This window comes from Neobacillus sp. PS3-34 (assembly GCF_030915465.1).
GTDB lineage: Bacteria > Bacillota > Bacilli > Bacillales > Cytobacillaceae > Neobacillus_A.
The window spans coordinates 90535-104688 of record NZ_CP133267.1; the positions used below are offsets into that span (position 1 = coordinate 90535).

Genomic DNA, 14154 nt, shown 5'->3' on the forward strand with positions numbered 1-14154 from the left:
GTTTATTGTGAGATTCCCGTAAGTTCAAAAAATTCAGGTTCTGGTTTCATAAATTTCAGACCTTTTTCCGACTGAAAATAAACTACTTTCTCCTTTTCGTAAAGAACCTTTATATCTATCTCGCCAAAATCAATTGTACTTGCTTTTTCACGTGGTAATGGTTTTTCTTCCAAATCAATAGCATCGTTAATGAGACTCACTATTTTCTGAATCTTACCTCTATCTTTTATTACCGTACAATCTCGATTGTTTGAATTCTGATATATACATATACTTTCGGGAACTTTATTTATCCAAGTTGAAGTATGAAAAATTGGTGTTTGATCGAACATTACCTCCGTTTGTTCGTCAAATTTATTATATGATGCAGAAATGGTTAACTCTCCTTCAAAACCTTCTTTTGTCCAACGAGATTGAAATCCTCCCCAATCATTTTCAGAGTCATCATCTTCAAGTGCAGTTTGTACATATTCATTCTTCCATCCTAGTTCAGGTAGTTTCTTAAAGTAAAAATCATATACATCCTTCCAGCGATTCTCTTCTATAACGTAATTGCTTCTTGTTGGTTCTAACCCTTCAAATAAAGGAATATAATCGTGTCGTTCAGGAATAATTGACATTCCTTCATAAGTATCATCTGTCATTTTCAGGTAACAAAACCAACCCCCAGCAACTAGTAAAACAACAACGGCAGCAAAAAATGTCCGTTTAATATTCTTCATTCCCCATCTCCATTTACATTTACATTATTTTTAAGTTTTTAATTCCGCTCTTACTCAACTAAACTCCCGTTACTTCAATAAGAAAAAAGGACCGCAGCTGTTACGATCCTTCTTAAACTCTTGTACTCGTTCAACAACAGTTAATATTTAGAAAGGACTAGAATAAAATCTATTCACTGAATTTGTGTACTCAACATTTCCAATTGGGTACACTCGTTGAAAGACTTTTGGGGGATGAATATTTAAAGGAACTAACATTAATTGTTCTTTTTCTTTATAAGACCGTTCATCGTTTACAAGGTTATCAAAATTGATAGAAAAATAGCATAAGTATGGCAAAATCCATTCGTAATAAGAGAAACCGTCATTAAATGATTGCTTTATTTGCACAGAACGCTTACTACTCTGAGCTAATTCAACAGCACTTAAAGGTTCATTGTTTTTATATGGCACAACATTGAACTGTGGGTCTGCCATTACCCATTTCTTTATTTTTGGAATATAAATCTCTATGACAACGTGACCTGCTCCATATTCTCTTGTCTCACAATCCAGCGTTTTTAACGATAGTATTCTGGAGTATAGCCCCAAAGCATTTAAGCATCCGTTAAGAACTACCGCATATTCAACACACCGATATTGATTACCTTTAGATACTTGATCTAAAATATATAAAGGGTCAAAGCGATTAGGTACATTTTCACCATTATGCTCCCATAAACTATTTACCCAATTCATTACTACTTCCACTTTTGTTAAATCATCCATTTCATCATGTACAAGGCTCTTTAATTTATATCTATCACGAAGTTCCTCAAGATATCGATGATTAAAATCCAGCCATATAAACTTATCCTGACCCTTCATTTCCTCTAAAGAAAAGGTAATCATATTAAATCCTCCATATAATGTACTAAAAAAATGAAAAAAATTAACAAATTCTTCTCAAAAGCCCAAATTCCTTCTTTAACTATCCTGTCCTTTAGTGGAAGAAGAAAAGGATCTCCACAACAACCCTTCTGTAACTCAAGCACCCGGTAGTTCAATAGTAGTAAGGTATTCTTTTTAAAGGATTGCCCCTTTAAATTTTAAAACTCATTAATAGCAGTAATTACACTTTTTAATATTTCAATAGATTTTATTGGTTCTTCATCAAGCTCTAAACTGTGATTTCCACCATCAACCACTTTTAATATAAGATTTTGATTATTTTTCAATTTTTCAAAGCGTTCCACAATAAAACAAAAACTATCTTTTTGTCCAAAAATACAAAGTCCTTTATTATCACTTTTAACCATTGCATTAAATACGTCATCATTTTGTAGTATTGGAGTCAACCAAACTACTTTAGCATCTTTCAACATTGTATTATCGAGTAGATAACTTAAAGCTTTTGTTCCGATTGATTTAGCCACTACATAATAACTACTGTATTTCTTGTCCTTGATTGCGTTGTCGATTGCAAGTTGTACATCTCTTCCGAAATCCCTTTCATTTAGAACAGACATCTCTTGCCTACTGAATGTATAGTTAATGTGTAATACATCAAAACCTTTAGTGTAAAATAACCCTGTTGTAAAGTGTAACAATGGAGCTTGTGTTGTGTAACCTGCCCCAGGTAAGATAATAACTAAATTATTTGCTTCTTCATTTTGTTCTATCATTCTAACAGGAAAACTTTTAGAACCAACAATTTTATTACTAGTCACCGTTTTCTCACTCCCTAAGGTTTTATAGTTATCTATTCTTGACTGTAAGCCAATATTCCTTGTTCAAGTAAACTGCCCTTTACTTGCATAAAGAAAAAGCATTACCACTGTTCCAGTAATGCAGCCTTTAGTTATGGCTGAATTTAGCATTTTAACTACCACCCTAAAGCCTTTAACGAAGTCATCCCAGCTTCCTTCAGGCAGCCAGGGGCACCTACAGGCGATTTCCTTTAAAGTTAAATATTTTCTATACTGACATAAATAACCAATATAATACGAAATATGTAGTAAGAAAATAAGTGATTTTCAAAAGGAGAGAACCTTGGATGAATTATCTAAATGAACCATATTTTAATAAGAAATGTGAAACAGCCACGCCTTTCGAGATGCTATTAACATTAACCAATGGAAATATTCGAGGGTTGGATACGCTAGTGTTAAATACATTATTGTCCAAAAAAAGACTGTTACCACCTATCGTGGTTAATGCTCTTCTAGTGTATTTCTTTAACTCATTCGCCGAAAAGGTGTACGACCGAAATGATTTATCCAGGCTTCATGATTACTGGTTGGCTAAAAGGGTATGTACATTTTCTCAAGCAAGGGAGATGTTCAAGGAAGATATTAACCAAGTATTGCAGCGTTTAAAAAATAATTAAATCTCTGCATATTGATCCTCTCGTGTTGATAAAACCCTTATTGTATAGTTCTTACTATCGCACCCGTTTGTTTAAGTGTAATTCTTCACAAACTAACTGTGTACGGCATCCCTTTTTTTGCTATCCTACTATATTTACGATTCTCCAATTGTAAAAGGGGTTATCTCGGAGTCGTGATTTGCTATTACCTGTATGCAATCCTTCCTTTGGAAGTTTTGTATCCATTCTAATGATTTCTTAGCGTGAATTTTATTAGATGTGACACCAGGCAATATCATTTGTTCCCAAGATTTCTTTGCATATCCTACGTCACTCGCTAATAACAACCAGCCTTCGTTCATTTTAACGAGCAAAGAAAACATCCCTTCGCTATGCCCAGGAGTATGAACTAGAAATAGAGTACCATCTCCAAAAAAATCAAGCCCCTTATTAAAAGGACCATATGGTATATCTTCTAAAATAAATGTGTCAATCAATATACCTTCCCACATTGACTTAATGTAACCAACTTTTTTGTTTGCCGATTTCAACTCCAGTTCGCTTGTAAATATTTTTTTTGCATCCTGTACGTGACTTAACCCGCTAACGTGGTCCGAATGGAGATGTGTTAAAAAAACATAGTCTATTTCACTACTTTTTACTCCAAAGTTATTTAATTTATCAACTATTGATTCGCCCACAGGGAGTTCTCCTCTGAACATAGAGTACGCTAACCGCCCCAAATGTTTTTTTTGATTAATCCTAATTTCTTCATTCCAACCTGTATCAACCAAGATAAGCCCTTTTGGATGCTCAATGAGGTAAGTGGAAACGGGAACCCACATCTTTTTATTTTCTCCCCGTAGCCAACCCGAATATGGGATAGGGTGTAATCCTTTCTCTCGAAAAGCTAATGCCTGGTCAATACAAACCCTACCAGTATGCCATATATGGACTTTCATTCTAATTCCACCTTTGAAAATAAAACAATTATCTTGACAAGAATTTACAAAACAAGACACAAGGACAAAGTTAGTGAATAATAGTAAAATTAAAAATATCCCAATAACTCCTCTATTCACATATACAAGCCAAGCATAAGGTCTTTTTAAGCTAACCTGTTTCGTTAGTGAAATAAGAAAAAAGGCTTTGCTCGTTATGCAGCAAAGCTCTTAGTTTGTTAAATACAAGTCCTTTATAAAAACAGTTCCATTTCACTATCCTTATTAGTAAAGCCCATTCTTTTATAAAGATGTTCCCCATCTTCAGATGCGTGCAACCAAATACGCTTTACTCCACTTTTTTTACTTTCATCAATACAATTTTCCAGTAACTTTTTTGCAAAACCCTTTCCACGATATTCTGGAACAGTGTACATATTAAGAATGTAGGCTTCAATCCCTTGAAGATTCTCTAAGTAAGGTGGTCTTTTGAATATAACCATTCCACTGATACTTACGGGTTTCCCGTTAGTTTCTGCCATATAGGAAATAAATTCATTGTTTAAAAGTGCTTTTTGTAAATACCCTCTAGTTGAAGTTGCCAAAAGTTGTTCTTCTTGAGGGGAATTTAACTCTCCTAATTCCTTTAGAAGAGCAAGACGTAAACTTATTATTTTATCAATATGTTCAATAGAAACCTTAATAAAGTTAAACATCTCAAATACACCCTTTCTATGAGCACCCTTTAAATATATTCCTGATAATGGAGGAACTTTCCTTCTTTAACTAAACTCCCGTTACTTGAAATAGAAAAAAGCCTTACTCTCATATTGAAGCAAAGCATCACTTAGTAAACTAACAAGTAATTATTTAAGTTCTTTCAAAATTTCAAACGCCAGTTCATCCAGTTCCTCAAGCTTTTTTTCGGGAGATGGAAATTCCACCAGTTTAGTTAATTCAATTAAAAATAACTTTCTATGCTCTACTTATCTTTTGGAAGGAATTTTTCAAAAGCATTCATTTCGACTTCACACCTTTTTAATGAACTATAGCACCCTTTACTTTAAGTGTAATTCTTCACAATATTAATTAAGAAACGAAAATAGCAACCCACAAAGAGTTGCTGTTTTTAATTCTGGTATCCGTTGTTCAATATAGTCAATTGAAATAATCACATTTCACCTTTTGTCTTCAATCATCGCTAGCCCACTTATGATTAGATTTTCACTAACGAAAGCATCATCAAAGGGTGTTATTTAGGTAATGTTGCCATCATCGGATAAGATTCCATTGACATTACTCTTGCAATAACGGCGGGATCTTCTGCGATGAGTTTTGGAACTTGAGCTTCATTCTCAACTTCGATGATTGCAAGTCCATGTGGGGCTTTAGGATTTAGAACCGGTCCGAAAACCAAAGCAATCCCTTGATTCTGCTTGTCCGTCCAATAGGCGATGTGTTGTAGCATAATGTTCCTTTCTTCTTCGGTCATGTCCTGATGAAAAGTTACTCTTGGCGGAGTAGACTTTAACATGAAGTGTATTTTTCCCGGATTGTTACTTGAGATATTGGTTGACATGGCGAATCCCTCCATCAGTCTGAATTTGTATTTCCAACGACACAATGCTGAACTTCAACTGTGCCATAGGTTCCTTCTGAATCCAATCAGCACAGATATATTCGATTGGCAGCTCGTTCTTCAAGTAATGCCCCCGATAGCATTCCTGTAGAGCGTTAATTTTGAGCTTTGAAAAAAACAGGGCTCCTCAGTAAGATATGAGTAAGACACGACTCTAACTCATCCCTAGGAGGAACCCTTACTATGAAGTTTAAAATGCAGGACAAACAAAATCAACTAATTGAAAGAATTTCCGATAAACATTTAGTAGTTGGTATAGATATAGCCCAACAGTTACACGTTGCGAGAGCCGTGAACTTCCGGGGCATTATTGTCGGAGATCCCCTTCCATTTGAGAATAATGAAGAGGGTTTTGAGAAGCTATTAAACTGGATACAAAAGCTGAAAGGAATAAATAAACTCGAGGACACCATTGTTGGAATGGAACCGACAGGCCATTACTGGGTCAACCTCTCAAAGTGGTTAATAACCCAGGACATTGAAGTAGTTACTGTAAATCCTCACTTGGTCAAACGAAATAAGGAAAATCGAGATAATACTCAATCAAAAAGTGATAAGAAAGACGCTTTGGTAATAGCCGATATGGTGAAGAACGGATACTATTCCTTTGTAAGGCAGCTCTTCCGAACCGTATGAAAAACTTAGGGTTCTCATATCCAATCGGGATGTTGTAGTTAAAAGGCTTGTAAGTTCTGTCAATCAATTAAACCGCTGGGTGGACATTGTTTTTCCAGAACTCAGGCAAGTATTTAAGGACATAACAGCGAAAGGGGCAATCGCAACCCTTAAGCTTTTCCCCTCCCCTTCAGATCTGATTTCAAAGAATCCTGCCGAAATAGTTACTGGGTGGAAAACACTTATGAAGAGGCAGCCTGGGTTAAAGAAAGCCTATCTGATTCTCAATGTAGCCAGGAAATCAGTTGGTACAACTCAAGCAATCGAGGCATACAAATTGCATCTGGAACAATTACTCGAAGAGTATGACCTAACGGTTCAACAACTGGATAGAGTTGAGCGTGCAATTAAAGATGTATTATCTAAAATTCCTTTTGCCAATAAGCTTCTTATGATTAAAGGAATTAGTGAGATTTCATTGGCCGGTATATTAGGTGAAGCAGGAGATTTAAGCGGGTTTTCACACGGCAATTCCTTACTCCGCCATGCAGGGCTCCACCTCTCCGAAGCCAGTTCAGGGAAATGGAAAGGACAAATTGTTCTATCAAAGCGTGGCAGATCGAGACTAAGACGTTTCCTCTATCTAGCCACTATGAGTCTAGTGATGAACAATCCGGAATTCAAGACCCTCCATTCCCATAACGTTAAAGTGAAAAAGATGAAGAAAATGAAATCCATCATGAAGCTTGTCGGGAAACTGGCAAGGGTCTTTGTAGGAATCGCACGCAAGGATGAACCTTATTGTGCTAAAAAGGTTTATGCTCTAACGGATTTGGCTGCTTAAGTTAAATTCTTGTTTCCAAAAGAATTATATCGAGTGTTGGCTTATTCGCAGGATTTCAAATATGTACGGAGTACCAGATTTATTCAACAAAAGGGCACTGACCCATACCTTTAGCTAGACTGGCCTCCACCCCTTGGATAGGCATAACGAAGGAATGAAAGGGCCAGATGGACCCGTTGAGACATGGGAGGGAAAGCCTCCAGGGGCGGCGTGGAGAAGTACATTATATGGTAAAATATGGAGTGTAATTATACTCCTTTATTTAACTATGTCTTCACGTAGCCTAAATGTCCTCAAATTACTTCATACAGCCAGTAAAAAATATCTTTGGTGGATGAAATCCTGCGAATTAGCGAGCATTCGGGAGAAAAACGAATTAAACTGAGGGAGTTGAATAAGTGTATTATTATTTTATTTTTGCTACTCCCAATGCAAAATGATTCCAAAGAATATTCTCTACTAATTCAGATTCTGTTTCTTCACAATCAATAATTAGGATAATCTCAGAGTGTTTACCTCTTAAAACTCTTTTTTTCTTCTTTATAACTAATTCAGTAAAAAGTCGAATAACGAATCCTATAACAAATCCAATAAAGGCACAAATGATTCCCCAGTAAATGGGACCCCATGACATTTTAAATCCTATACTTGCACCAATAACAGAGAAGGCTGTTGCAAGTGCCGTCCCTATATCTATAAGTGATGTACCGTCGGAGCGATGAATGGAATCGAAAACATTACGTTCCTCAGTTCGATTATCTAGTGGGACAGCAAATATTTTTTCTTTATTAATCCCTTTTTTCTCTAATGTTGAAATTGCCATTTCTAAAAAGGCATTACTTTCAAAAGTTGAAAATAGCTGCAAATTCATCACTTCACTTTTTGTCCTTTTAGTATTCTAAAACCTTTTGCTTGATAATTTTCTTTTAAATAACCTCTTTGTTCCTTTTCATAAAGTTTATTATTTTCAACTGTATTCATATACGAATCAAAAACTGAAAAACCATAGACTGAAGGAAGAAATAAAAGCCATTCTGGCTTTACAACAGACGTAGCTTCTTGGACTTTACCTAAACCTAAGAGGGAAACAGCTTCTAAGGCATGTGAAAAATAAAAAAAAATGACTAACCAAATGATTACAAAAAAAGCTGTCAATATCCTATGGATATAGAGTTGTCCCAGACCTGGCACAAATAGTGACCATATGACGGAAAGAACAGGGTTTCTTTTATCTAGGTAATTAATTTCTAATGCCCCTAAACTGAATGTATTGAAACGGTGTTCTTCACGCTCTGCTAAAATATATACCTTGTTCATATCCACTGTCGTCCGATAACTATCCCAAATCCCAAAAATATAAACAGGAATATACATCAGGAGCCATCTAGTATTTAAAACATCTTTAGTCATCTCTATATTTCCTTGAAAGGAGTAAATCATTGCAAGATTAACATGAGCGTTTAGATTGACAATAACTTCCCAAATAAATAACACATAACCTCTAATGTATTTTGATAAAAGCAGATGCCCGAATCCTGGGAATGCTGCTGACCACCAAGCAATGATATAAGGGTTTCGTAAATGAATTTGAGAAGTTCCAACAATGCTAACATGAGCTTTATAGCGTCTGGCAGTATTATCATTCGTATAGTTGTCCATTTAATACCACCTTAGGAAAACATTTTATTTGCACTAGTTTCCCACAAAATGTTTTTCTTATTATAATTTTCTTAGTGAACTAAACTGACCCGTTAGCACAATAAAAAAGCCACCAGAAATGGCAGCTGGATCTTCAATTCTTACACTCATTATGGTCTATCTACTTAGAAGTTTTTCTCTTTTATTTTCAGGTTGTTTCAACCAGTAACGAACTCCCTTACCAGCTAGAGGTTCATCATTAAACCGTGGTATGATGTGAAGGTGGCTATGGAAAATAGATTGATTTGAAACTTCACCTACGTTCCAACCTAGTGTATAGCCATCTGGTGAATATTTTTCATCAAGATATTTCTTAGCATTTTGTAGGAGTTCATATGTATCATTCCATTCTTCATTTGTTAATTCAAATGCATTAGCGTGATGTTTTTTAGGCACTATTAGACCGCAGCCTTCTAATACATCTTGTTGTTTATTGTGCTGTAAAAAATAACTCGTCTTATTTTCAAAAACAATATTCTGTTCTATGTCTTTCTGTGGATTGCAAAAAGGGCAATTTACATCGTAAGGCATAGTTACCTCCTTATTTGTTAGTACAACAAGAAAAATGACTAAAATATTTTTTTGCATTAATTATTTGAATGAGATGAAAGACCCCGTCCAATAAGGTTTGCAGATACTGGCTTTTTCCCTATTTCCCTTGCCCAAATTGATAATTGTCCAATGTGATGAATTTCGTGGGCAATTACATGTCGAATAACCTCACCCCAAGTATCCGTTACAACTCTTCCATCTGGTAAGGTATCGTAATATAATTGATTTTCCATGCTCCCATCCCAGTTGTTCACAAAGTTCTCCACTTCCGTTCGGTATTCAGCGTCTAATTTCCGAACCTGATTCAAGCTCTTATATCCATCAAAACTCTCCATAAAGTCTGTTTTACCTTGCAAAACACGTATCCAGCTCCATTCCACATCAACTATATGGAAGAGTGTATGCAATATACTGCCTACTCCGCCAGTTCGGTTGCGTAAAAGCTCATCTTCACTTAACTCCTCACACCATTGATACCATTCTTCTCTGACCATCCAGTTATAGTGAAAAAATGTTTGCAATGAAATCCCTCCATCGTTCAAGAATATGTCAATCGATAAAAATACTTCTGAGAATAAATCAAAACTGACTCTGGTATTACTATTTCAACTAATCTACTATATTTCCTTCTTCAACTTTCCTCCGGTTAATAAAAAAATCACCAAGCGTACCTTCTCTTATATCGATTTCATCTCTATTCAAAAAAGACAGGACCGGTTTTCTCAACTGATCCTGACTTTTTTGTTTATTTATGATTTAACCCTATACTGAGTTCCGTTTAAGCTACCACCAACGCATTGAATTGCGCCTTTATCAGGTCATAGTATTCGGCACGATGCTCCATTAACTGTTCATGATTACCCTGTTCTTTAATTTCCCCATGGTCCAGGACAAAAATATGGTCTGCTTCTCGGATCGTCGATAAACGGTGAGCGATAATAATGGCGGTACGCCCTTTTAGAAGAGAACGCATGGCCTGTTGAATCTTAAGTTCTGTCTCGGTATCGATACTCGCTGTTGCTTCATCGAGAATTAAAATTTTAGGGTCAGCCAGTATCGCCCGTGCAAAGGATAGAAGCTGCCTTTCTCCAACCGATAGAACATTCCCACGTTCCTCTACCTCAGTATGATAGCCATTCGCCAGTTTTTCAATGAAGGTATGCGCACCAACAGCTTTTGCTGCTTGTGCTACTTCCTCGTCTGTTGCATCAGGACGGCCAAATCGGATATTTTCCATAATCGTGCCGGAAAAAATAAACGTATCCTGCAATACGATGCTTATTTGATTTCTCAGACTTGTTAGAGACATATCCTTTAAATCTACTCCATCTATTTTGACACGTCCGCTCGTTGGATCATAAAATCTGCTGATTAAATTCACAATGGTTGTTTTGCCTGAACCAGTGTGACCTACTAAAGCAACCGTCTGGCCAGCCTTCATTTCAAGCGATACATTGTTTAACGCTTTTCTTTTTTCATCATATGAGAAGGAAACATGATCAAACTCAACATGGCCTTTCATTTCATGTAATTCAATTGAATGATCGTGATCCGAGACAATTGGCTTTTCATCTAAAAATTCAAAAATCCGTTCAGAAGAAGCCATTCCCATCAGCAGCTGATTGTACACCTGTCCGATTCTTGAGATAGGTTCCCAAAACATTCCCAAATAAAAGGCGAAGGAAACGAAGACACCTATCGATATTGAACCAGTCTGGATCAAATGCGCACCGTACCAGATTAACACTGCTGTTCCGACAGCATTGGTTATTTCAACCATTGGCCTGAACATCGCATTCTTTTGCGAGGCCGAACGCCAGCTTTCGAACGTTTCCGTGTTGACTCCATCGAAGAACTCCATGTTTTCCTTTTCTTGAGTAAAAGACTGCGTTACCCTTATCCCCTGCATGCTTTCATTTAAATGGGAATTCAGTTTTGACTGTTTCATTCTCACTGTCTGCCATGACCTCCGGATATTCTGGCGCAAACTGGTTGAGATGAAGAACATTATCGGAAGAATCACCATTATAGCAAGTGTTAATTGTGGGCTTAGGGTAAATAGGATGAAACATACCCCTATCAAAAGAACCATGTCAGTTAATACATTAATAACTCCATTTGTAAAAAGCTCCTGAAGGGAGTTGATATCATTCATAATTCTGACCAGGATCGAACCTGCAGATCGCTGATCAAAAAAACGGTGTGATAAACTTTGTACATGGGTAAACAAATGCTTTCGAAGGTCATAAATGACACCTTGCCCAAGGGCATTCATCCATTTAATACGGAAAATATTCGCTATATAGGAAGCTGAATATAATACCGCAATTGTTGCTACCAGAATGGTCAGCAGTTGGGTATCTTTATTCTTCAATGCCCTATCAAGGGTATAAACACCAATCAGTATCGGAATGATCAGCCTTACCGCCGTTGTAATCACAACCATGAGGATTGAAAGCGGCAAAAGGTTTTTCTGGTATGGCTTCATATAGCTGAATAACCGCAGCATTTGCTTCCAGTTAAACGGCTTATCAATCACAACATCCTGTGAATATCTAAATCTATTTAAAACATTTTCATTAACTGCTTTCTTTTTCAAATTTCCCACCTCCTATTACCCTGCAAGGACTTTTTTCTGATCCTGGAATTGAATATCATAGATCCGTTGATATAGTCCGTTATTTTTAATCAGCTCATCATGTATTCCCCGTTCAACAATTTGGCCATTATCCAAAACGAGTATTTCGTCCGCATGCTTAAGAGATGAAATACGGTGGGCAATAATAAACGTCGTCCGCGCCTCATTACTTCCTTCAGCGCCATTTGAATCCTGAATTCCGTTTCCATGTCCACTGCACTGGTGGCATCGTCCAATATTAATATGCTTGGATTGACACAGATTGCCCGTGCAATCGCAATTCTTTGTTTTTGTCCGCCTGACAGCCCCATGCCTCTTTCACCAAGAAGGGTATCGTAACCATCCGGTAGTTCCATGATAAAATCATGCGCCTGGGCACGTTTGGCTGCATCGATGATTTCTTCCATTGTTGCATTTGGATTGCCGTAAGAGATATTTGACTTAATGCTTGAGGAAAAGAGGAAGGATTCCTGTAGGACAAATCCAATGTTTCCTCTTAACGAGTGTAAGGAATATTCCTTTACATCGATGCCATCAATCAAAACCTTACCCTTTGCCGGTTCGTAAAACCTGGTCAGCATTTGCGTTATGCTCGTTTTCCCAGAGCCAGTCGATCCAATTAGGCCGATGACTTTTCCTGGTTCTGCTTTAAATGTAATATCGGTAAGCGCTTCTTGATCCTCTGAGCCATAACGTAGGGTAACATTTTGGAATTCAACCTCACCCTTAAGTTTTTCTTTCGCAACAGGCTCTTTTATTTCGATAATTTCATTTTCAGCTTCAAGAACCTCAAGCAGCCTTTCTCCGGATGCTTTTGCCTGTGAAAATAAATTGACCACGAATCCCAGGTTCATGATAGGCCACATGATATACCATACAAGACTGTAGAATGCGACAAGCTCTCCTGGCTTCAGATCCCCGCTAATAACCAAATAGCCACCATATGCCAGCAGAAGGACAACGCTTATATTTCCCAAGTACTCCATTAATGGAAAATACTTTGCCCAAATGCTTGATGTAAAAAGGAACTGGTCCTTGTAGTCCCGATTGGAATCATTGAATTTACCAATCTCAAACTCTTCTCTGGAAAGTGATTTAACCGTATTAATCCCGCTGATATTTTCCTGCACTTTCGTATTCAATTTCCCGAAAGACTTTCTGATTGCCCTAAAGGCCGGATGAACTGATTTATCGAATTTGTAAACAACCAGCGCTAAAAAAGGCAGTGTAACTAATGTAACGAATGTTAGGGAAACAGAATAATAGCACATAACAGAAAATGAGATCGCGATTAATAACACAAATCGAAGCAATTCTGCGAATCCAAAGGAAAGGAAAAAACGAAAACCTTCAACATCCGCTGTCAGCCTGGACATTAAGTCCCCTGTCTTTGCATTATCATAGTATTTGAAAGGTAAATATTGCAGCTTTTCGTATAGTGCATTTCTCATCTTATATACTGACGAAATACCAAACAAATCCCCGGTATATTGATTGATATAAGTAGCTACTCCCTTGATTACCATCAAACCCACAAACCCTAATGCCAGGTAGGGAATCCACGTATATTTACCACCAATTACTACGTCATCAATGGTCATCTGCAATATCATTGGATATACCACTGTGATCCCTGTTACAACGAGCATGAAAAGCATTGACCAAATAAAGTAATTTTTATAAGGCCAGTAATAAGACTTTAATTTTTTAAACGTATCCATTTATGATCCCCCTCGCTTGTTAATAATCAATTCTGTTCTAGATTGTTAAAAAATGGGTTAACCGTCGAATAACAAACGGAATTTTTATAAAATTTAGAACTGAACAAAAATATAACGTAATTATAAATATAACGGGTTTCGAAATATATTTCCACCCTTTTTTGTTTGAATTTTCCACTTTCTTTTTAAAAATAATTTCAAATAAAAAGAGCTGTCTTCTGGACAACTCAATCATTTACAGTATTCATGTGTCTTTGGTATAAGCAATCCCTTGCTTGTTCCTGGGAATCTTTACGGTTTCTTTAGTGTGCTTTGTTCTTTGGAGATCCTATGAAAAACATTTCTCCGCTTCTGCTGGAAGGATTTATCCATTAGCGACTTCTTATTAGACATTTTGATCACTAGGCTGCCTGGTTTTGTCCAATAGAACCCTCTTA

12 protein-coding genes and 2 pseudogenes are annotated in these 14154 nt (G+C 36.7%); 2 read left to right on the forward strand and 12 right to left on the reverse strand.

Going from position 1 to position 14154, the window contains the following annotated elements; genetic code table 11:
- Positions 1–2: 2 nt before the first annotated feature.
- From RCG23_RS00470 to RCG23_RS00480, 3 genes are all read right to left on the reverse strand, one after another.
- Entirely contained in the window at positions 3–722 is a 720-nt protein-coding gene (locus RCG23_RS00470; protein WP_308178110.1) for a hypothetical protein, read from the reverse strand.
- Between the two features lie 147 nt (positions 723–869).
- Positions 870–1613, reverse strand: coding sequence for a transglutaminase-like domain-containing protein (locus RCG23_RS00475; RefSeq protein ID WP_308178111.1), 744 nt, complete (start codon positions 1611–1613; stop codon positions 870–872).
- 197 nt (positions 1614–1810) lie between these two features.
- A complete protein-coding gene (locus RCG23_RS00480) occupies positions 1811–2431 on the reverse strand; it encodes an alpha/beta family hydrolase (protein WP_308178112.1) in 621 nt (206 codons plus the stop codon).
- A 326-nt stretch (positions 2432–2757) separates the two neighbouring features.
- Between RCG23_RS00480 and RCG23_RS00485 the strand changes: the two genes are divergently transcribed.
- A complete protein-coding gene (locus RCG23_RS00485) occupies positions 2758–3090 on the forward strand; it encodes a hypothetical protein (RefSeq protein ID WP_308178113.1) in 333 nt (110 codons plus the stop codon).
- Between the two features lie 134 nt (positions 3091–3224).
- Here the strand turns inward: RCG23_RS00485 and RCG23_RS00490 are convergent, their stop codons facing one another.
- The 3 genes from RCG23_RS00490 to RCG23_RS00500 form a co-directional block, all read right to left on the reverse strand.
- The gene (locus tag RCG23_RS00490) at positions 3225–4031 is read right to left on the reverse strand and encodes an N-acyl homoserine lactonase family protein (RefSeq protein ID WP_308178114.1); all 807 of its coding nucleotides are present in this window, start codon (positions 4029–4031) and stop codon (positions 3225–3227) included.
- A 233-nt stretch (positions 4032–4264) separates the two neighbouring features.
- Positions 4265–4726 (reverse strand): GNAT family N-acetyltransferase, encoded by a 462-nt coding sequence (locus RCG23_RS00495; protein WP_308178115.1) that lies wholly within the window; start codon positions 4724–4726, stop codon positions 4265–4267.
- Positions 4727–5262: 536 nt separating this feature from the next.
- The gene (locus RCG23_RS00500; RefSeq protein WP_308178116.1) at positions 5263–5589 is read right to left on the reverse strand and encodes a YciI family protein; all 327 of its coding nucleotides are present in this window, start codon (positions 5587–5589) and stop codon (positions 5263–5265) included.
- Positions 5590–5832: 243 nt separating this feature from the next.
- Here RCG23_RS00500 and RCG23_RS00505 point away from each other — a divergent pair.
- A pseudogene (locus RCG23_RS00505) lies at positions 5833–7108 on the forward strand (IS110 family transposase).
- Positions 7109–7514: 406 nt separating this feature from the next.
- Here the strand turns inward: RCG23_RS00505 and RCG23_RS00510 are convergent.
- The 6 genes and pseudogenes from RCG23_RS00510 to RCG23_RS00535 all read right to left on the reverse strand — a co-directional run bounded on the left by RCG23_RS00510 (position 7515) and on the right by RCG23_RS00535 (position 13717).
- Positions 7515–7973, reverse strand: a complete 459-nt coding sequence (locus RCG23_RS00510) for a hypothetical protein (protein ID WP_308179932.1) — start codon at positions 7971–7973, stop codon at positions 7515–7517.
- Between the two features lie 5 nt (positions 7974–7978).
- Positions 7979–8767, reverse strand: a complete 789-nt coding sequence (locus tag RCG23_RS00515; RefSeq protein ID WP_308178117.1) for a hypothetical protein — start codon at positions 8765–8767, stop codon at positions 7979–7981.
- A gap of 156 nt (positions 8768–8923) precedes the next feature.
- Positions 8924–9337, reverse strand: coding sequence for an HIT family protein (locus RCG23_RS00520; RefSeq protein ID WP_308178118.1), 414 nt, complete (start codon positions 9335–9337; stop codon positions 8924–8926).
- 56 nt (positions 9338–9393) lie between these two features.
- The gene (locus RCG23_RS00525) at positions 9394–9879 is read right to left on the reverse strand and encodes a DinB family protein (protein WP_308178119.1); all 486 of its coding nucleotides are present in this window, start codon (positions 9877–9879) and stop codon (positions 9394–9396) included.
- Between the two features lie 257 nt (positions 9880–10136).
- Complete coding sequence (locus RCG23_RS00530) at positions 10137–11957, reverse strand: ABC transporter ATP-binding protein (RefSeq protein ID WP_308178120.1); 1821 nt, start codon at positions 11955–11957, stop codon at positions 10137–10139.
- A gap of 15 nt (positions 11958–11972) precedes the next feature.
- Positions 11973–13717, reverse strand: a pseudogene (locus RCG23_RS00535) (ABC transporter ATP-binding protein).
- Between the last annotated feature and the right edge of the window lie 437 nt (positions 13718–14154).